Origin of the sequence: Zoogloea sp., assembly GCF_030157465.1 — a bacterium.
In the GTDB taxonomy this organism is placed as follows: domain Bacteria; phylum Pseudomonadota; class Gammaproteobacteria; order Burkholderiales; family Rhodocyclaceae; genus Zoogloea.
Window position 1 is genome coordinate 71,778 of the sequence record NZ_JAOAUU010000136.1, and the last position, 18,179, is coordinate 89,956.

The window sequence follows — 18,179 nt, forward strand, 5'->3', positions numbered from 1 at the left end:
GGCTTAGCGATCGTAACCGTATGACTTGATGATGGCGGTGGCGGCCGGCGACTTGAGGAAGCCGGTCAGGGCGTCCACCGCGGCTACGCCCTTGCCCTTGCCGAGCACCACCGCGTCCTGGCGGATCGGGCGGTAGTGGCGGGCGGGCACCAGCCAGTAGGAGCCGTCGATCAGCCGGCCGTCGGCGTGGATCTGCGAGTAGGCGACAAAGCCCAGTTCGGCGCTGCCCGAGGCCACGAACTGCCAGGCCTGGGTGATGCTCTCGCCGGTCACGATTTTGGGCTGCAGGGCCTCGGCGAGGCCGAGCGCCTTGAGGGTTTCGGTGGCAGCCAGGCCATAGGGCGCCAGTTTCGGGTCGGCCAGGGCGAGGTGGGCGAAACGGCCGGATCTGAGCACCTCGCCCTTGTCGTCCACGAAGCCGGCTTTGGGCGACCACAGCACCAGCTTGCCGATGGCGTAGGTGAACGGGCTGCCGGCCACGCCGTCACCTTCCTGCACCAGCCGGGCCGGCGTTTCGTCGTCGGCCGCGAGCAGCAACTGGAAAGGGGCGCCGGCCTTGATCTGGGCGTAAAACTTGCCGGTCGAGCCCACCACCAGCCGCGCCTTGTGGCCGGTGGCCTTCTCGAATTCGGCAGCGATCCTGTGCATCGGCGCCGCGAAGTTGGACGCGACCGCAACCGACACCTCGCCGGCCCGGGCGCCCTGGCAGGCACCGGCAAGGGCGAGCACGGCTGCAAGCGTGTGGATGGCGGGTTTCATGGCGGGTCTCCGGTTGGCTGGAATTCAGTCGAAAACGGCAAGGATCACGGCATTGGCCTCGAAGGCGCCGCAGGCCGGGCTCCCGATGGCGAGGCCGGGGTGCGCGGCGTCGCCCCTGGCCACAACCGCAGTGAGCGTGCGGCCGCCGGGCAGGGTGAGCGTGACTTCCGAACTCGCCGGCCCCGCGTGGATGGCCGTGATCTCGCCCCACAGGCGGTTGAGCGCGGGGCCGGGAGCTGTTGGCTCGGTGATGATGTGCACCGCGGGCGCCTTGACGAAGGCGTGCACCTCGCGGCCGATGGCGAGTTCCAGGTTTTCGGCGCTGGCCGGGGTGACGATCGCCAGCACCTCGACGGCGTCGTCGAGGCGCACGGATACTTTGACGCCCATCGCGCTGTCGTGAAGCCTGGTGACGGTGCCCACAAACTGGTTGCGGGCGCTGCTGCGCATGGACATGCGGCGCAGCAGGGTCTGGAACTGGCGCACGCTGCTGGCGCTGCCGTCGCCAAGGCGCTGGGAGAGCCGGTTGATGGCGGCCTGGTATTCGTGCTCCACGGCGCGGTACATGGCAATCACCTGCCGGCCGTAGTCGGTGAGGCGGGTTCCGCCGCCGTGCTTGCCGCCCACCGAGCGTTCCACCAGCGGCGCCTCGGCCAGGTTGTTCATGGCGTCGACGGCATCCCAGGCGGCTTTGTACGACAGCGGCACGGCCCGGGCGGCGCGTGAGATGGAGCCTTCGCGGTCGATGGCTTCCAGCAGGCGAATCCGCGTGTCGCCCAGAAAGTTGCCGAACTCGGTATCGACGCTGAGTTTGCCGACGAGCTTGTGCGGGACGGGGGGACGAGTGGGCATGGCCGGCAAAGGGCTATATAAAGTTGTATATAGCGAATCTTACCCTTGTGGACGAATCCTAGCGCGGGTGCCCTGCAGGAATAAAAAAACCCCGAGAGGCCAAGGCCGCTCGGGGTTAAATCCACACCAAAGGAGGAGGGTGGAGGAGACAGGTCCAGAATACATGAATGGTATTGTGCGGCGCAACAATTTTCTTGTATCCGGCTGTGACAGACATCACTCCTCCCGCGCCGGGCGGGTGTTTCAGGGCAAAACAAAACCCGGGGTGGCTTGCGCGCCACGCCGGGCTGGTGCCGGATCTATCTCCGGCGGGGCTTCTTGCGGAGGTGTTTCGCCGGCCGCTCAGTCGCCGCTGTCGGCATCGTTGGCGTTGCCGCGGGCCAGTTCGCCCGGGGTGGCCGGACGCACGGCGGTGACCGTGCAGACGAAGATGAGCGCCTGGCCGGCCAGCGGATGGTTGCCGTCCAGAACCACCTTGTCGTCGTTGATTTCGGTGACGCGATAGAGGATCACGTCGTCCTCGTCTTCGGCATCTTCCGGGCCGCCTTCGAGTTCCATGCCCACTTCCAGCTCTTCCGGCAGATCGTCGCGGGCTTCGATCTGAACCAGCTCTTCGTCGTATTCGCCGAAGGCTTCGTCCGGTTGCAGCGTGACCCGGACCGTCTCGTTCAGGCCCTTGCCTTCAAGGGCTTCCTCGATCTTCGGGAAGATGTCTTCGTATCCGCCGTGGAGGTAGACCAGGGCTTCCTGGCCTTCATCGACCACGGCACCGTCGGGGTCGGTGACGGTGTATTTAAGGGTGACGACGCTGTTTTTTGCGACTTGCATGAGGTGCCTCGGTTTGATGGGTTTCGGGTGGGTGCTTGTTGCGGGTTCGTGCTGGCGCCGCGGCGGGATCCGGCGCAGGGCTTTCAGGGCATCGGGCTTGTCACCGGCCTGTCAAGGACGACGCTCATTATCCAAATTTTGCGTTGATCAGATCAGGATTGTAATGATGACCCGTCTTTCCCAACTTGCCCCGCCCTTCAGCATGCGCAATCTGTGTGTCACTTTGGCGGGGGCTGCTGCCATCGTCGCCTGCGGAGGCAACGGCAGCGCGACCGAACCGACACCGGTGAGCCTGGCGCTGGAAAAAATCGGCGCCTACGAGGGCGGCGCCCTCGGTGCTGCCGAGATTACCGCATACGACGCGGCCAGCAAGCGTCTGTTTGTGGTCAATGGCGCCAACGGCACCGTGGATGTGCTTGATTTGAGCACGCCGGCGGCACCGGTGAAAATCGGCACCATCGATGTTTCGGCGCTCGGCGCGAGCGTGAATAGCGTGGCCGTGCATGACGGTCTCGTCGCGCTGGCCATCCAGGCTCCGGCCAAGACCGATCCGGGCGTGGTGGCCTTTTACAACGCCGCCACGCTGCAGCGCACGGCCAGCGTCCAGGTGGGCGCCTTGCCCGACATGCTGACCTTTACGCCCGACGGCCTGCGCGTCATCGTGGCCAACGAAGGCGAGCCGAACAGCTACAACCAGGTGGATTCGGTGGACCCGGAAGGCTCGGTCAGCGTGATCACCGTGAACCGCGGCGGCACGCCCACCGTTGCCACAGCCCACTTCCGCGCCTTCAACGGCCAGGAGGACGCGCTGCGGGCCCAGGGCATCCGCATCTACGGCCCCAACGCCAGCGCGGCCCAGGATCTGGAACCCGAATACATCACCGTGAGCGCCGACGGCAGCACGGCCTACGTGACCCTGCAGGAGAACAACGCGGTGGCCATCGTGGACATCGCCCGCGCCACGGTCAGCGCGATCAAGCCGCTCGGTTACAAGGATCACAGCCTGGCCGGAATGGGCATGGACGTGAGTGACGAAGACGGTGGCAGCAACACCAACAGCGGCACGCCCGCGATCAAGATTGCACCGGTGCGGGTGAAGGGCATGTACCTGCCGGACGCCATCGCCAGCTACACCAGCGGTGGAAAAACCTATCTGGTGACCGCCAACGAGGGGGACGCCCGCGCCGACTGGCCCGGCTTCAACGAGGAAACCCGGGTTCGCGCTTTTTGTTCGGCAGGCCTCGATCCGAGCGTGTTTGCCGATGCGGCCAACCAGATCCTCGATTCCAACCTGGGGCGCCTGCGCATCACCAGCACGCCCAGCGGCGGCAGCACCGGCAAGAACGCCAGCGGCCAGTGTTCCGAGCTGTACAGCTTTGGCGGCCGCTCCTTCTCGATCTGGGATGCCAGCACCGTCAGCCGCGTGTATGACTCGGGCGATCAGATCGAACAGCGCACCCAGGCCCTGGCCAACGCCAACTTCAACGCCAGCCACGACAACAACACCCTCGACGGGCGCAGCACCGCCAAGGGGCCGGAGCCCGAGGGCGTGGTGCTGGGCAGCTTCGGGAGCAAGACCTTTGCCTTCGTGGGCCTGGAGCGGATCGGTGGCGTGATGGTGTACGACATCACCAACCCGGCCGCCGCCAGCTTTGTGACCTACCTCAACACCAGGAGCGGCCTCACCGGCGACCGCGGCCCCGAAGGCCTGGCCCTGATCCCGGCGGCCAAGTCGCCCAACGGCAAGCCGCTGCTGATCGTCGGTAACGAAGTCAGCGGCTCGACGACGGTGATGCAGATCAACCTGGGGTATTGAAGCTTTCGGTGAATCCCGACTGCGGTTGCGGCGCTTGGGTCGCAGTCGGGCTGATGCCATCCGGCTGCAAAGCGTCTTCAGATTGAAATGTATTACCGTAATACTTGATGCCTGCGTAATCACACCGCCCACCCTTCCGGAGTCTCACCGCATGACGAGCAGTAACCCCAAGTTCGACCCGGCTGGCTGGCTTGGTGCCCTTCGCGAATGGATCGTGGAGACGACGCGGGAATCGCGCCTGGCACGGCTGTCGACCTTGGGCATGCGGCTTCCGCCCTATGAAGAACCCAATACGGACGGCTGGAAGGACGGCATGTGGGAAGAAGAGGGGCGCGAACCGCGTGACGGAGTCGCACCCCCCGCGGTGGGCGTCAGGCGTAGCTGACGGCCCCGGAGGCGGTGACCGTGACCGCCTTGCCGACTGTGGCCGTGTAGGCTTTGCTCTTCACGGTGTCCACAAAAACGTATTCACCCGTAACCGCCGCCCGCGTCACCGTAAGCTGCAGATAGCCGCGGCGGACGGTGTCGGCGTAGTTCAGATCGTCCACCAGGCCCAGGCCCGCCCCGATGGCGGCGTTGCCCAGTTGCGGCACCAGGGCGCTGCCGTCGAGGGCGCTGGCCAGCGTGCCCAGGCCCACCGCCTCGAAGCCTGGCGCGGTCACCGAGCTGGTGGCAAATTCCACGCCCACTTTTTCGCCGGCAAGGGTTGTTACGTTGGCGAACCAGGCGTTGTGCGAATCGCCCGACAGGGTGACGAGTTTCTTGCCCTGCGCCTTGACGGTTTGCAGGATCGTTTCGCGCTGCAGCGGGTAGCCGTCCCAGGCATCGAGGTTGTACGGAACGCGGGGGTTGCTGGCGGTGTTCAGCAGCGCCGCCTGGCCGGGCGTCAGCGCGGCGCTGCCGGCTGCCGCGCGGGTGGCCTTGGCGGCGAGGTAATCGGTGATCGCCTGGCCGACTGCCGCCTGGTTGGCGGGCGTGGGCTGGGTGAACGCGGTGTTCTGCGCCTGCAGCACCGAGGCCTGAAACCACATCCGGGCCATGATGTCCTGGTTGCCGAGGAGCTACCAGCCGGCCGCCGAGTTGCCGATGCCGTCGGTCAGCCAGCCTTGCTGGGTGGCGCTGATCATCCGGCGGCCCGCGTCGCTGCCGCTGGTGAGGCCGGCCACGTAGCGGCTGATGCCGCCGTCGGCGTCGCCGTAGCTGTCGTACTGGCGGTCGCGCCCCTCGATGCGGGTGTCGAGCATGTGCAGCGTGAGCAGCGTGCCGAAATCGAAGCGGCGGTAGATTTTCAGCACGTTGCCCGAGGCATCGGTGCGGATCGGCAGCCATTCGTGATAAACCCGCGCGGCGATGTTCTTGCGCGTGATCCAGTCGCCCTGGGTGGCCGTGTCATGGTTGTTGGCGCCGGCAACATAGGCGTTGTCGGCAAACTCGTGGTCGTCCCAGATGGTGATGAACGGCATGCGGGCGTGCACCGCCTGCAGGCTGGCGTCGGAGCGATAGCGCGCGTAGCGGGTGCGGTAGTCGTCCAGGGTGACGATGTCGCGGGCGGGGGCGGTCACGCGGTCGAGGGCCACGGCGTCGCCGTTGCCGAACTTGGCCGGATCCGATCCGTATTCGTAGATGTAGTCGCCCAGGTGGATTGCGTACTGGGCATCCGACTTTGCCGCGGCGTCGTAGGCATTGAAGTAGCCCGCCGAGTACAGCGAGCACGAGAAAACCGCGAACTTCACCGCGCTCACATCGCTCTTCGGCAGTGTGCGGGTGGTGCCGACTGGCGACACCACCCCTGCATCGTCGATGAAACGGTAGAAGTAGCCGGTGCCGGCGCTGAGCCCGCTGGCATCCACCTTCACGGTGAATCCGGTGTCGGCAGTGGCCGCTGCGCGGCCCGAAGCGATGAGGGTGTCGAAACCGGCATTGGCGGCCACCTGCCAGCTCAGGCCGACCGCTGCGCTCGAATCGGCGATGCGGGCGTGCGTCCACAGGATGACCCGGTCGGTCAGCGGGTCGCCGCTGGCCACGCCGTAGCGGAACTCCGAAGGGCGGGCGTTGCTGCCGCTGCTGCCGCAGGCGCTCAGGATGCTGCCGGCGGCGACCGCCGTCAAAGCGGTGGCGGACTTGACGATGAAATTGCGACGATTTGGGGTGTGCGACACGGGCGGCCTCCTGAGAATAGCCGTCGATTAGACAAAGCCCGCGTGACACCGGCGTGACCGGGGGGCTACGGCCGGGTGCACAGCGCCGCGGGGCTGGCCGCGCAGCGGCGTCCGGCTTTATCCTTGTCGATTCGCCGTAGCGTGCCTGCGGGCTCGCATGGCAACAAGACACCGGCCCATGAATTCCAAAGCACTCATTCTCATCCTTGCCGCATTTTTGTCGGCGTGCTCAAGCGCACCGGCCCGGCGTGGGTCCTCGGGCGCATCGTCAGCGGGCAAGTTCTATCTGAACGACGGCCCGCTGGATTTCGACCCCGAAACCGTCAGGAAAACGCCGGACGCCGTGCCGCGCAAGGAAGCCCTGAACCCGTGGGCCATGAAGCCCTACACGGTGCTGGATAAAACCTTCTATCCCATGACGCGCCTCGCGGCCTTCCGGCAGGAGGGCGTGGGAAGCTGGTACGGTCGGCGCTACCACGGCAAGCCGACGTCCTCGGGGGAGGTGTACGACATGTTCTCCATGACGGCCGCCCACCCGACGCTGCCCTTGCCGTCCTACGCGCGGGTGACCAATCCGGACAACGGAAAATCCGTGGTGGTGCGCGTGAATGACCGCGGCCCCTTCCTGCACGACCGGGTGATCGATCTGTCGTTCGCCGCGGCCTACCGGCTGGGCTATGCCGCAGCGGGCAGCGGAAGAGTCGTCGTCGAGAGCATCGTGCCTGATTGACCAGACACCGCAGCCAGGCCGGCTGGCCTTGCTATCATCGATTTCAACTGACAAAAAAGCGTGGTTAGCCCGGTGTTCGAGTTCTTCGGCAATTTCTTTCTGGCACTGATCCTGGTGGGGCTCTTCCGGTTTCTCTGGATGGTGTGCGGCCTGCTCATCCAGACGAAGGATGGCGGCAACACCCTCTTCGCGGTCGTCCTTCCGCTGTCGATGCTTTATTTGCTGGTCGAAAAAATTACGCCCATCGAAAGCTGGCCAGGCTTTGCCGCCGGCCTCGCCGCAGGGGGCGCGGTGCTGTTCTGTGTGCGGGGGAAAAGGGCGGGCTGATCGGGGGTTTTGTTTGGGGGCGACTTTCAGCGCAGTGCAGCAAGTGCGGTTTCGGGTGCCTTGTCCAGAATCTTCAGCAGCGCCTTCGCTGCGCCACTCGGGCAGCGCTTGCCTTGTTCGGCCGTACCCCTTGCGTGAGGCGATTGCCGCCTGATGGGTCTGGGCCAAATCGGCGGTGAGTACAGCGCGAAAAGAACTCAAATCGTGGCTGCACCGACCCAAACGCAAAAAGGCCAACCCCGGAGGATTGGCCTAAGTGCTTGAATATTTGGTGGGTTGTGAGTGGCTCGAACACTCGACCTACGGATTAAGAGTCCGCTGCTCTACCAACTGAGCTAACAACCCATACTTTCAGGAACCGGTATCTTACCTGATTTCCACCTTTGTCTGGTGGGTCGGGCGAGATTCGAACTCGCGACCAACGGATTAAAAGTCCGCTGCTCTACCGACTGAGCTACCGACCCCCCGAAAGAGATGCGCATTATAGCCCCCACAAAGAATCCGTCAACCCCTTTTTAGCTGAATCGTGATCGACAGGCTGGCGCCCGCTGCAATCGCAAGGGTGGTGAGCGCTGAGCCGATGGACAGGGTGGACAGGCCGCTCAGGCCCTGGCCGATGGTGCAGCCGAGGGCTGTGACGCCGCCGAAGCCCATCAGGGTGGCGCCGATGAGGTGGCGGGCGAGGTCGGGAGCGTCGCGAAAGCTTTCGATGCGGAAGCTGCGGGTGGCGATGGCGGCCAGCAGGGAGCCGGCGATGACGCCTGCGGTGCTGGCGATGCCAAGGGTGACGATGCGGCTTTTGTCGGTCCAGAGCATCAGCAGCTCGAGGCTGTAGGCGTAGGGGGCGACGAAGCTGAGGGATTCCATGCGCCCGCTGTTGGTGGCGAGGAAGGCGGGGGCAAGGGTGTCCGCATCTTCGGCGAGGTAGCCGAGGTGGCCGCTGAGATACCAGCCGGCGACGATCGAGGCGCCGATGGCGAGGCTGCCGAAGAGCGGGCCGGGGCGCCAGCAGTCGCGGCTGGATAGGCCGAAGAGGGCGAGGCTGCCGGCGCTCACTCCCGCCGAGGCGAGCCAGGCGCTGTGGCCGTCGAGCCGGAAGCGGGCAGCGAGGAGGCTGGGGATGTCCTGCGGCGTGTCGAGGTAGAGGGCGACCGGGTCGAGCCAGGCCACGCGCCAGCCGCCAAAAAGGCCGCGGAGCGTCATGTAGGCCGAGAGGCCGAGAAAGACGAAGACAACCAGTGACTTGAGGTTTCCGCTGCCGAGTCGCACCAGGTTTTTTGCGCCGCAGCCGGAGGCGAGGGTCATGCCGATGCCGAACAGCAGGCCGCCGGTGAGGTGGGATAGCCAGGGCAGGCGGCTGCCGGTGTAGATGGCGTTGTGGACGTCGATGAGCCCTGCGAGCTGCAGCCAGGTGGTGCCGGCGATGGCTACGGCGAGGGCCAGGGCCCACATGCGCAGGCGCGTCCAGTCGCCCATGATGAGGATGTCGGCGATGGCGCCCATCGTGCAGAAGTTGCTGCGCTGGGCGGCTACGCCGAAAACGCCGCCGATGGCGAAGGCCAGCCAGGCGAGCGTTGGCAGCGACAGGGCTGTGGGTGCGTCCATGTCGAGTGGACCAGACGTGTGTCCGCTTTGTTCAGGCGTAGCGCGTGGGGTCGGGCAGGCCGGCGGCCTCGAAGCCGGCCTTGCGCAGCCGGCAGGCGTCGCACAGGCCGCAGGCCTGGCCGTCGTCGTTGGCCTGGTAGCAGGATACGGTGAGGCCGTAATCGACACCCAGCGCGGTGCCGCGGCGAATGATGTCGGCCTTGGAGAGGTCGATGAGCGGGGCGTGGATGGAGAGGCGGTGGCCTTCTACGCCGGCCTTGGTGGCCAGGTTGGCCATTTTTTCGAAGGCTTCGATGAAGGCCGGGCGGCAGTCGGGGTAGCCGGAGTAATCGACCGCGTTGACGCCCACGTAGATGTGCTCGGCGCCGAGCACTTCGGCCCAGGCCATCGCGATGGACAGCATGATGGTGTTGCGGGCCGGCACGTAGGTGATCGGGATGCCACCGTCGAGGCCGTCGACCGGCACGGCGAGCGAGGCGTCGGTGAGCGCCGAGCCGCCGAACTGGCCGAGGTCCACGTGGGCCGTGCGGTGGGCGACGGCGCCGAGGGCCTTGGCGACGCGCTGGGCGGCGGCGAGTTCGGCGGCGTGGCGCTGGCCGTATTCGACCGACAGGGCGTAGGCGTCGTAGCCTTCGGCGCGGGCGATGGCGAGGCAGGTGGCGGAATCGAGCCCGCCGGACAGCAGGACGAGGGCGCGGGGCTTGGTCATGGCTTTTCCCAAAATAAGAAGATCAGGTTCGGGCATGTGAATCAACCGCAGCGGGCCGGCCCGGGGGCGCTACGACCGATGCGGCAAGAGCGGGAGGCGTCGAGCAAGGGCATCGCGGGCTTGGGCCGCGCCGCCGGCTTCTTGACGAAACTAGCGCCCCGGTTCGTTGCCCCAGATGATCTTGTGGAGCTGCACCTGCAGGCGCACCGGCAGTTTGTCGCGAAGGATCCAGGCCGCGAGGGCGGCGGGCTCGAGCTGGCCTTGTACCGGCGCGAGCAGCACCGGGCAGCGCCGGGTGAGGTCGTGCTCGGCGATTTGGGCCTTGGCCCATGCGTAGTCGGCTTCGCTGGCGAGCACCAGCTTGAGCTCGTCCTGCGGGGTGAGCAGCGCAATGTTGGACAGCAGGTTGCGGGCTTCCTCGCCGGAGCCGGGGGCCTTGAGGTCGACGATGCGCGAGACGCGCGGGTCGACGCCGCCGATATCGAGGGCGCCGCTGGTTTCGAGGGATACCGAGTAGCCGGCGTCGCACAGGGCCGTGAGGAGCGTCAGGCAGCTTTTCTGGGCGAGGGGCTCGCCACCGGTCACGCAGACGGTCTGGCACTGGTGGCTGGCGATTTCAGCGAGCACATCCTCGAGCGTGCGGGTGGTGCCGCCGGTGAAGGAGTATTCGGTGTCGCACCAGGTGCAGCGCAAGGGGCAGCCGGTGAGCCGGACGAAAACCGTCGGCAGGCCCGTGCGCGAGGTTTCACCTTGCAGCGAGTGAAAGATCTCGGTGATGCGAAGGGTGACGGGGCGTGCGGAAGATGGCATGGCGACGGGGGCTGAAGCGCCGCCCCGGCCGTGAAGGCGGGGCGGGCGGGATTACTTCTTGAGACGCTGGCGGGCGATGGTCGCGGCCGAGCTGCTCGGGTACTTGGCAACCAGTTTTTCGAGCGTCTTGGTGGCGGCAACAGCGTCGTTGCGGGCCTGCTGGGTGCTGGCAAGGCCGAGCAGGGCGTCGGGCGCGCGGGTGTCGTCCGGCCACTGGTTGGCGACTTTCGCGTAGTGCTCGGCGGCGCCCGCGTTGTCCTTCAGCTGATACAGCGCGCTGGCGCACCAGAAGTGGGCATTGGGCTGGAAGCTGCTGTTCGGATAATTTTTGGTGAAGCTGACGAAGCCGATGGCCGCTTCGCGGTATTTGCCGCTGCGCAGTTGCGTGAGGGCGGCTTCGTAATCGCGACTCTCGGCGGCCGGGTCAACCGCGGCCGCCGGAGCGGGCGGCGGCGCATCGGCCGTCGCCTGGGGCTCGACTTTCCGCAAGCGGTTGTCGAGATCCACGTAAAAATCCTTCTGCCGTTTGTTGGCGTTGGCCAGATCGTTGCCGAGGACTTCGTTCTCGCCGCGCAGTCGGGCGATTTCGGTCTTCAGCTGTTCGATCTGGTTGGCGAGTTCGATCTGGGCCCTGGCGCCGGCTTCGAGCTTGTCGAAGCGGGCGTTGAACTCGCTGCGCATCTGGTTGATGCGCAGGCGGGCCTCTTCGTCGTCAAACAGGCCCGCGTGGGCCTGGCTGAGCGCCAGTGTGGCCAGCAGCCCGACCAGCAAACGAGGCAGAAGGGGGCGAAACATCAGAACTCACCCGAATAGAGCATGTCGCCACGGCGGTTGGCAGACCAGCAGGCCTCGCTGGCGTCGCCGCAGCTGGGCTTCTCTTCGCCAAGGCTGACGGATTCGAGCTGGGCTTCGGACACGCCGAGCAGGCTGAGTGCCTTCTTGACGGCGTCGGCGCGCTTCTGGCCGAGGGCCAGGTTGTATTCGCGGCTGCCGCGTTCGTCGGTGTTGCCCTGGATGAGCATTTTCATCTTGGGGTGGGCGACGAGGAACTTGGCGTGGGATTCAACCAGCGCACGGTATTCGTTCTTGATCACGAAGCTGTTGTAGTCGAACAGCACGCTGCGCTTGGAGAGGATGTTTTTCGGGTCGGTCAGTTCCGGGTGATTGGCGACGCCGTATTTGGCATCGGCGTTCACTGCGACGACGCGGTTGGCGTCCACGCCGGAGCCCGTAGCGCCGGAGCGGTCTTCGACTGCGGCGCCCTGACCTTCGGTGGTGGGGGCGGAGCTACATGCTGCCAGCAGGCCGGCGGCGATCAGGGAAAGGGTGAAACGAGCGTACTTCATGGATGAACTCCGAAAACGGTCGCGAGCGGCCGGGTAAAAAAGCTTGTTTTTGCTGCGCTGCGTTAATTGCGCGGCTGCGGACCCCAGGCGGGCTCGCGCACGTCGCCCGATTGTACCGACAGACGCTGCTTCACACGACCGTCGGATGACACGGCCGCCAGCACGCCGCGGCCGCCGACTTCGGTGGCGTAAAGCACCATGCGGCCGTTGGGGGCGAAACTGGGGGATTCGTCCTTCGACGAGTCGGTGAGGGTTTGCGTCTGGCGAGAGGCCAGGTCGAGCATGGTGACCTGGAAGCGACCGCCGTTGCGCGACACGTAGACGAGGCTCTTGCCGTCGGGAGAGGGGCGCGGGCTGACGTTGTAGCTGCCTTCGAAGGTGACCCGCTGGGCGTCGCCGCCGCCGGCCGGGACGCGGTAGATCTGCGGGCTGCCGCCCCGGTCGGACGTGAAGTAGATCATGCCGTCGGTGGACCAGGCCGGTTCGGTGTCGATGCCGGACGAGCTGGCCAGGCGCAGCACGCCGGAGCCGTCGGAATTGACCGAGTAGAGCTGGGACTGGCCGTCCTTGGTGAGCACCACGGCCAGCCGACGCCCGTCGGGCGACCAGGCCGGCGCCGAGTTGGAGCCCTTGAAGTTGGCCGCCACGTTGCGTTGGCCGGTGGACAGCGAATGCACGTACACCACCGGCTTCTTGGCTTCGAAGGAGACGTAGGCGAGGCGGGTGCCGTCCGGCGACCAGGCCGGCGAGATGATGGGCTCGCGGGAGGCCAGCGCGGTCTGGGCGTTGCTGCCGTCGGCGTCGGCGATCTGCAGTTCGTAGCGCGCGCCGGACTTGAGCACGTAAGCGATGCGGGTTGAGAAGACGCCGGGCTCGCCAGTGAGTTTTTCGTAGATGAAATCGGAGATGCGGTGGCCGGTGGTGCGGTACTGGTTGGGCGACATCACCATTGCCTGGCTGCCCAGGCTGACCTGCTTGGCGGCGTCGTGGAGGCGCACCTGCACCTGGTAGCGGCCGCCGCTGGGGCTGACGGTGCCCACGGCGACGGCATCGGCGCCGCGGGAGCGGACGCGGCCGAAATCCACCGGTGCGTCGGCGCCCATCGGGCTAGGGCCGAGTTCGACCATCTTGAAGATGCCGCTGCGTTCGAGGTCGGCGCGCACGACGTCGGTGACCGCACGGGGCAGGGCGCTCTCGCCCTCGAAGCTGGCCACCGCCACCGGCATGCGGTTTGCGCCGGCGCCGGTGATTTCGATGGCGAGCTGGGCCTGGGCCAGCGAGGACGCAAGGGCCAGCAGGCAGGCGGGAGCGGCGCTCTGCAGGAAGGACGGGATGCGTAGGTTCATGGACATGGGCTTTTCAGGAGTTTAGTCGCGGAGCGGGTAGAACTTCAGCTCCAGCGTACGGTTGAAGAGTTCCGGCTTGTCGGGCTTGGGCAGCGGGCTGGATTTCTGGATCGAGCGTTCGATCGCGGCATCGAGCTGGGCGTTCCCGGTGGAGCGCTTGAGACGGACTTCGATCACCGAGCCGTCGGGCAACTGGTCTACATAGAACAGCGCGAAAGGATCGCCGCTGACGCCGGGCGGCAGCACGATGTTGCCCTTCACCTTGGCGCGGATTTTCTCGACGTAAGCCTCGATGGCCTTGTTGCGGTTGGCGCTGGCCTTGGCGCCGGCGACCCGCGCGAGTTCTTCCTGGAGCTGCCGGGACTGGCTGGCGTTTTCGCTGTCGCGGCTCATCAGCTCGCGCATGCGGCGGTCTTCGAGTTCGCGGGCGCGGTCGGACGCGACCTTCGCTTCCTTGTCGGCCTTGGCCTTGTCGAGTTTTGCCTGATCGGCCCGGGCTTTTGCCTCGGCCCTGGCGTCAGCTTCCCGGCTGGCCTTCAGATCGGGCTTGGCCTTCGGTTCCGGCTTTACCTCAGGCCTGGCCTTGGGTTCCGGCTTGGGTTCGGGCTTTGGCTTGGGTTCCGGTTTCTTGGGCTCGGGTTTGGGTTCGGGCTTCGGCTTGACGACGGGTTTCTCGACCGGCTTGACGATTTCCTTCACCGGCTTGGGGGGCACCTTCTTGGGCTCGGGCGCCTTGATGGCGATGTCCGGCTGCTTGCGGGGAGGCGGCTCCGGTTCGGGCTCGTCTTCGGGTTCGGGGGGCGGCGGGGCCGGGCGCACCGGGGCGGCAGGCGCCGGGGCGGGCGGTGGCGCGAGGCTGGCGGCCGGCGGCGGTGCGCTGACCAGTTCGACCTCGACGGGGTCGGGCGGACGGTTCTGCCAGCGCACGCCGTAGAAGAGAAACAGGCCGAGCGCGACGTGGACAAAGGCCGCCAGCGCGAGCGACGACCATTTGCCCCGCTCGCTGGCGGGCAGGGCTGGATTCATCGGGCGGACTTGCCGACCTGTGTTTGCAGGCCGACCTTGTTGACGCCCGCGTTGCGCAGGTCGTTGAGGGTGTTCATCACGAGCTCGTACTTGACGCTCTTGTCGGCGGCGATGATGACGGACTGGCCGGGGTTGGCGGACACCGCGGCCTGCACTTCACCGATCAGGTCGCGGCGGGACAGCGGCTTTTCCGGGGACTGGCTGGTGGCGCGCAGGGCCAGTTCGCCGTCCGACTTGACCTGGACGATCATCGCGTCGGTGGGCGGGGCGGGAACCTTGTCGACGCTGGGCAGGTTCACCGAACCGGACTGGATCATCGGTGCGGTGACCATGAAAATGACGAGCAGAACCAGCATCACGTCGATGTAGGGCACGACGTTGATCTGGTTCATCAGGCGGCGTTGACGCATGACGGCGGGACTCCGGTCAACGCAGCTGGCGCTGGAGGATGTTCAGGAACTCTTCGGTGAAGCTTTCGAAGCGGATCGCCACGCGGTCGATGTCGTGGGCGAAGCGGTTGTAGGCCACCACCGCCGGAATCGCCGCGAAAAGGCCGATCGCGGTGGCTACCAGCGCTTCGGCGATGCCCGGCGCCACATGGGCGAGCGTGGCGGCGCCGACGTTGGCCAGACCGCGGAAGGCGTTCATGATCCCCCACACCGTGCCGAACAGGCCCACGTAAGGCGATACCGAACCGACCGAGGCGAGAAAGGCCAGGTGGGCCTCGAGATCATCCACTTCGCGCTGGTAGGTGGCGCGCATGGCGCGGCGGGCGCCGTCCATGATGGCGCCGTTGTCGAGGCTCTTGCCGCGCAGCTTGGCGAATTCGCGGTAGCCGGCTTCGAAGATGCGCTCCATGCCGGCGGCCTCGTGGCGGCCGGTGGCGGCGCTCTGGTAGAGCGCGTTGAGGTCGCCGCCGCTCCAGAAATCGCGTTCGAAGAGATCGGTTTTCTTCTTGGATTCGCGGATCTGGAACCATTTGCGGAAGATCCAGTACCACGACATGAATGAAACGGTGCCGAGCAGCGCCATGACGAGCTTGACCAGCAGGCTCGCGTTGGAGATCAGGGACAGGATGGATAGGTCTTCGGTGACGTTCATCGGTTTAAACCAGGGTGGCGAACTGTGCGCGTACAGAGGGTGGAATCGGGGTGGCGCGTTTCGAGGCGCGGTCGACGCAGGCGATGGTGATCAGGGTTTCGAAGAGGGTCTGCCCGCCGCGCTGGATTTTCTGGTCGAAAACCAGGCTGGCGTGGCCGAGCTTGCCCAGCGTGGTGACGACATCCAGCAGGTCGTCGAGGACAGCCGGCTGCAGGTAGTCGGCCTTGACGGAGCGCACCACGAAGATGATGTTCTGATCGGCCGCCAGGCGACCCTGCTCGAGGCCGATCGCCCGCAACCAGTCGGTGCGGGCGCGCTCGCAGAACTTGAGGTAGTTGGCGTAGTAAACAACGCCGCCGGCATCGGTATCTTCGTAGTACACCCGGACCGGCAGCGAAAACAACGCCTTGCCTGTCGCCGGCGCGGGATCGTTCGTGAAATGCATCGCAACATTTTACCGCACGAGTAGCCTTGATCCGAAACAAAGCGGTAGATTCGATGTTTCAGGATGTTGGTTCGTGGCGTGCGAATGGGCCGTGCTCGTTGTAATTGCGGCCTTCCTGTGCCTAAAATCGCGGGCTTTGATTAAAACTGGTTCGCTTTTTTCGCCAGTTGGAGTAAAAGGCGCCAGAGCGTCTGGGAAGATTTGCGCTGCCACGTGCCGCAAATCGTGCAAGAGTCGCGAGACGGGCCGATAACGCGGGGGCCGCAAAGCGGGTTGCCGTCGGCACCCTGGCCCGACAGTCGATTCATGGGAGGAATGAGACATGGTTGCTACCACCAGCAAAGACAAGCTGTTGACCGAGGCCGAAATTCTGGCGATGCCGGAAGACGATTACATGAACCCGGCACAGATGGAGTTCTTCCGCGTGCGCTTGTCGCAGATGCGTGACGAGCTGCTCGAGAATGCTGCCAGCACCGGCGCCAACCTGCGCGAGAACGAACTCGTTGCCGACCCGGCCGACCGCGCCACGGTCGAGGAAGAACACGCCCTCGAACTGCGCGTTCGAGACCGCGAGCGCAAGCTGATCAAGAAGATCGAGGAAGCCCTTGGGCGCATCGCCGAAGGCGACTACGGCTGGTGCGAAGAAACTGGCGACCCGATCGGCATCGGCCGCCTGCTGGCCCGCCCGACCGCCACGCTGTCGATCGACGCCCAGGAACGTCGCGAGCGGACCCAGAAGCTTTACGGGGAGTAATCCCCGGCGCGTTTCTGTTTGACCTTCGCCTGATCCTCGTTTGATCCTGTTTCGCCGGAACGGCCAGTCACGCTCATGACCGCACCGGCGAATCGCATTCCTGTCACGCTGCTTACCGGTTTTCTCGGTTCCGGCAAGACAACCGTTCTGAACCACCTGCTGCGCCAGCCTGCGCTGGCGGGCACGGTGGTGCTGATGAACGAGTTCGGCGCCGTGCCGATCGATCATCTTCTCGTCGAAAAGATCGACGAGGACATCGTTCTCCTCGAATCCGGCTGCATCTGCTGTTCCGTCCGCGGCGATCTCGCCCGCGCGCTGAAGGATGTCTTCATGCGCCGCCTGCGCCGGCAACTGCCGGCCCTCGATCGCGTCGTCATCGAAACCACCGGCCTGGCCGACCCGGCGCCGGTGATCTTCACGCTGATGCAGGATTTCTTCATTGCCGAACGCTATCGCCTCAATGGCGTGGTGACGGCCGTCGACGCGGTTTTTGGCGCGGAACAGCTCGCCCGCCAGCCCGAAGCCGTCAAGCAGGCCGCGATGGCCGACCGGCTGCTCATTACCAAGTGTGACCAGGCCGCGCCCGAGGCTATCGACGCCCTGGCGGCGAGGCTTGCCGGGCTCAATCCCGGCGCGCCGCAGTGCCGGCTTGCCGGCGGCAAGGTGGCGTCGGAGTTCGTTCTCGACTGCGGGCTGTGGAATCCGGCCACCAAATCCGCCGACGTGGCCCGCTGGCTGGCTGATGAAGCCGTGGCGGCTGCGGCCCGCGCCAAGCCCTACGCGCCCCGGCGCAGCCTTGCCGCTGGAGACCCGTCGCGCCACGACGCCGCCACCCACGCCTTCGTGCTGCGCATCGAGCCGGCCGTGGGCTGGGGGGATTTCTCCAGCGCCCTCGACATGCTGCAAAGCCTCAAGGGCGACCACCTGCTGCGCGTGAAGGGCATCGTCAATGTGCGCGGCGAGGACCTGCCGCGGGTCATCCAGTGCGTTCATCACCTGCGCTACCCGGATGCCTCCCTGCCGGCCTGGCCCGACGACGATCGCGCTACCCGGCTGGTCTTCATCGTTCGTGATCTCGAGCGCGACATCGTCGACCGAGCTTTCGCCTGCTTCTGCGCCGCTGCGCCGGAGGCCGCCGCATGATGCGTTCGGGCCGGCGCCCCTCCGCGATCTTTCGCAGTGCGCTGGCGCTGCTGCTGGTGTGCGCCCAGATTTTTGCCGCGGCCCATGCGCTCAGCCACGTGGGCGAATTGTCACTGCTGGCGCGCAGCGAAGCGGCGCAGTCGGCGTCCGTTCCTTACGAAGGCGGGGTTCCGGCCGCCGAGCGCCACGAGCGCTGTCTGCTCTGCCTGTCCGCCGCCGACCTCACCGCGGCCCTGCCGCCTTCCCTTCCGCTGCGCCTGGTTGCCGCCCTGCCGCCGGCCTTGCCGGACGACGTTTCATTCACGCTGCCGGCCCGCCGCCTGCCGCGGCCGCACAGTCGCGGCCCGCCACTTTCCTCCGTCTGACCCCGTTTCCGAACTGCTGACCGGCACGGATTTGATCCGTGCCGGCGGCGTGCCTTTA

22 protein-coding genes and 2 tRNA genes are annotated in these 18,179 nt (G+C 66.1%); 7 read left to right on the forward strand and 17 right to left on the reverse strand.

Annotation, left to right across the window (positions count from 1 at the left end):
• Window positions 1-3 precede the first annotated feature (3 nt).
• From modA to Q1W26_RS16865, 3 genes are all read right to left on the reverse strand, one after another.
• Window positions 4-759 (reverse strand): molybdate ABC transporter substrate-binding protein, encoded by a 756-nt coding sequence (gene modA / locus Q1W26_RS16855; protein ID WP_300442582.1) that lies wholly within the window; start codon window positions 757-759, stop codon window positions 4-6.
• A 24-nt stretch (window positions 760-783) separates the two neighbouring features.
• Window positions 784-1,611, reverse strand: a complete 828-nt coding sequence (locus Q1W26_RS16860) for a TOBE domain-containing protein (protein ID WP_300442583.1) — start codon at window positions 1,609-1,611, stop codon at window positions 784-786.
• A 342-nt stretch (window positions 1,612-1,953) separates the two neighbouring features.
• Window positions 1,954-2,439, reverse strand: a complete 486-nt coding sequence (locus tag Q1W26_RS16865) for a peptidylprolyl isomerase (protein ID WP_300442584.1) — start codon at window positions 2,437-2,439, stop codon at window positions 1,954-1,956.
• Between the two features lie 166 nt (window positions 2,440-2,605).
• On the opposite strand from Q1W26_RS16865, the gene Q1W26_RS16870 reads away from it, so the two are divergent.
• Both Q1W26_RS16870 and Q1W26_RS16875 read left to right on the forward strand, forming a co-directional pair.
• Window positions 2,606-4,255 (forward strand): choice-of-anchor I family protein, encoded by a 1,650-nt coding sequence (locus tag Q1W26_RS16870; protein WP_300442585.1) that lies wholly within the window; start codon window positions 2,606-2,608, stop codon window positions 4,253-4,255.
• Between the two features lie 151 nt (window positions 4,256-4,406).
• Window positions 4,407-4,640 carry a hypothetical protein gene (locus Q1W26_RS16875; RefSeq protein WP_300442586.1) on the forward strand — a complete coding sequence of 78 codons (234 nt, stop codon included), beginning with the start codon at window positions 4,407-4,409 and terminating at the stop codon, window positions 4,638-4,640.
• On the opposite strand, the gene Q1W26_RS21535 is transcribed toward Q1W26_RS16875, so the two are convergent.
• Both Q1W26_RS21535 and Q1W26_RS21540 read right to left on the reverse strand, forming a co-directional pair.
• Window positions 4,627-5,286 carry an alkaline phosphatase D family protein gene (locus Q1W26_RS21535; RefSeq protein ID WP_366143694.1) on the reverse strand — a complete coding sequence of 220 codons (660 nt, stop codon included), beginning with the start codon at window positions 5,284-5,286 and terminating at the stop codon, window positions 4,627-4,629. The two genes, Q1W26_RS16875 and Q1W26_RS21535, sit on opposite strands and share 14 nt — an antisense overlap.
• A 30-nt stretch (window positions 5,287-5,316) precedes the next feature.
• Window positions 5,317-6,414 (reverse strand): alkaline phosphatase D family protein, encoded by a 1,098-nt coding sequence (locus tag Q1W26_RS21540; RefSeq protein ID WP_366143695.1) that lies wholly within the window; start codon window positions 6,412-6,414, stop codon window positions 5,317-5,319.
• 178 nt (window positions 6,415-6,592) lie between these two features.
• Here Q1W26_RS21540 and Q1W26_RS16885 point away from each other — a divergent pair, with 178 nt between their 5' ends.
• Both Q1W26_RS16885 and Q1W26_RS16890 read left to right on the forward strand, forming a co-directional pair.
• On the forward strand, window positions 6,593-7,144 hold the full coding sequence (locus Q1W26_RS16885) for a septal ring lytic transglycosylase RlpA family protein (protein WP_300442587.1): 552 nt from the start codon (window positions 6,593-6,595) through the stop codon (window positions 7,142-7,144).
• A gap of 60 nt (window positions 7,145-7,204) precedes the next feature.
• The gene (locus Q1W26_RS16890) at window positions 7,205-7,471 is read left to right on the forward strand and encodes a hypothetical protein (protein WP_300442588.1); all 267 of its coding nucleotides are present in this window, start codon (window positions 7,205-7,207) and stop codon (window positions 7,469-7,471) included.
• 269 nt (window positions 7,472-7,740) lie between these two features.
• Here Q1W26_RS16890 and Q1W26_RS16895 read toward each other — a convergent pair.
• The 12 genes from Q1W26_RS16895 to ybgC all read right to left on the reverse strand — a co-directional run bounded on the left by Q1W26_RS16895 (window position 7,741) and on the right by ybgC (window position 15,859).
• Window positions 7,741-7,816: transfer RNA gene (locus Q1W26_RS16895), tRNA-Lys, on the reverse strand.
• A 43-nt stretch (window positions 7,817-7,859) separates the two neighbouring features.
• Window positions 7,860-7,935 (reverse strand) — tRNA-Lys (locus tag Q1W26_RS16900).
• 40 nt (window positions 7,936-7,975) lie between these two features.
• The gene (locus Q1W26_RS16905) at window positions 7,976-9,076 is read right to left on the reverse strand and encodes a YeeE/YedE family protein (RefSeq protein ID WP_300442589.1); all 1,101 of its coding nucleotides are present in this window, start codon (window positions 9,074-9,076) and stop codon (window positions 7,976-7,978) included.
• Window positions 9,077-9,107: 31 nt separating this feature from the next.
• Window positions 9,108-9,785 carry a 7-cyano-7-deazaguanine synthase QueC gene (gene queC / locus Q1W26_RS16910; protein ID WP_300442590.1) on the reverse strand — a complete coding sequence of 226 codons (678 nt, stop codon included), beginning with the start codon at window positions 9,783-9,785 and terminating at the stop codon, window positions 9,108-9,110.
• 150 nt (window positions 9,786-9,935) lie between these two features.
• Window positions 9,936-10,595: a 7-carboxy-7-deazaguanine synthase QueE gene (gene queE / locus Q1W26_RS16915; protein ID WP_300442591.1), complete on the reverse strand. Its 660-nt coding sequence runs from the start codon at window positions 10,593-10,595 to the stop codon at window positions 9,936-9,938.
• A gap of 51 nt (window positions 10,596-10,646) precedes the next feature.
• On the reverse strand, window positions 10,647-11,390 hold the full coding sequence (gene ybgF, locus Q1W26_RS16920; protein ID WP_300442592.1) for a tol-pal system protein YbgF: 744 nt from the start codon (window positions 11,388-11,390) through the stop codon (window positions 10,647-10,649).
• Window positions 11,390-11,941, reverse strand: coding sequence for a peptidoglycan-associated lipoprotein Pal (gene pal / locus Q1W26_RS16925; RefSeq protein ID WP_300442593.1), 552 nt, complete (start codon window positions 11,939-11,941; stop codon window positions 11,390-11,392). Before pal ends, ybgF begins: the two co-directional genes overlap by 1 nt.
• Window positions 11,942-12,003: 62 nt before the next feature.
• The gene (gene tolB, locus Q1W26_RS16930; RefSeq protein WP_300442594.1) at window positions 12,004-13,293 is read right to left on the reverse strand and encodes a Tol-Pal system beta propeller repeat protein TolB; all 1,290 of its coding nucleotides are present in this window, start codon (window positions 13,291-13,293) and stop codon (window positions 12,004-12,006) included.
• A 15-nt stretch (window positions 13,294-13,308) separates the two neighbouring features.
• Window positions 13,309-14,313 (reverse strand): cell envelope integrity protein TolA, encoded by a 1,005-nt coding sequence (tolA, locus tag Q1W26_RS16935; RefSeq protein WP_300442595.1) that lies wholly within the window; start codon window positions 14,311-14,313, stop codon window positions 13,309-13,311.
• Window positions 14,310-14,723, reverse strand: a complete 414-nt coding sequence (gene tolR, locus Q1W26_RS16940) for a protein TolR (RefSeq protein ID WP_300442596.1) — start codon at window positions 14,721-14,723, stop codon at window positions 14,310-14,312. The genes tolA and tolR overlap by 4 nt, the downstream gene beginning before the upstream one ends.
• A 16-nt stretch (window positions 14,724-14,739) precedes the next feature.
• On the reverse strand, window positions 14,740-15,414 hold the full coding sequence (gene tolQ, locus Q1W26_RS16945) for a protein TolQ (RefSeq protein WP_300442597.1): 675 nt from the start codon (window positions 15,412-15,414) through the stop codon (window positions 14,740-14,742).
• A 4-nt stretch (window positions 15,415-15,418) separates the two neighbouring features.
• Entirely contained in the window at window positions 15,419-15,859 is a 441-nt protein-coding gene (gene ybgC, locus Q1W26_RS16950; RefSeq protein ID WP_300442600.1) for a tol-pal system-associated acyl-CoA thioesterase, read from the reverse strand.
• Window positions 15,860-16,181: 322 nt separating this feature from the next.
• Here ybgC and dksA point away from each other — a divergent pair, with 322 nt between their 5' ends.
• The 3 genes from dksA to Q1W26_RS16965 all read left to right on the forward strand — a co-directional run bounded on the left by dksA (window position 16,182) and on the right by Q1W26_RS16965 (window position 18,121).
• On the forward strand, window positions 16,182-16,613 hold the full coding sequence (dksA, locus tag Q1W26_RS16955; RefSeq protein ID WP_300442602.1) for an RNA polymerase-binding protein DksA: 432 nt from the start codon (window positions 16,182-16,184) through the stop codon (window positions 16,611-16,613).
• Window positions 16,614-16,688: 75 nt separating this feature from the next.
• A complete protein-coding gene (locus Q1W26_RS16960) occupies window positions 16,689-17,756 on the forward strand; it encodes a GTP-binding protein (RefSeq protein ID WP_300442604.1) in 1,068 nt (355 codons plus the stop codon).
• Window positions 17,753-18,121, forward strand: coding sequence for a hypothetical protein (locus Q1W26_RS16965; RefSeq protein WP_300442606.1), 369 nt, complete (start codon window positions 17,753-17,755; stop codon window positions 18,119-18,121). The genes Q1W26_RS16960 and Q1W26_RS16965 overlap by 4 nt, the downstream gene beginning before the upstream one ends.
• The last annotated feature ends 58 nt before the right edge of the window (window positions 18,122-18,179 follow it).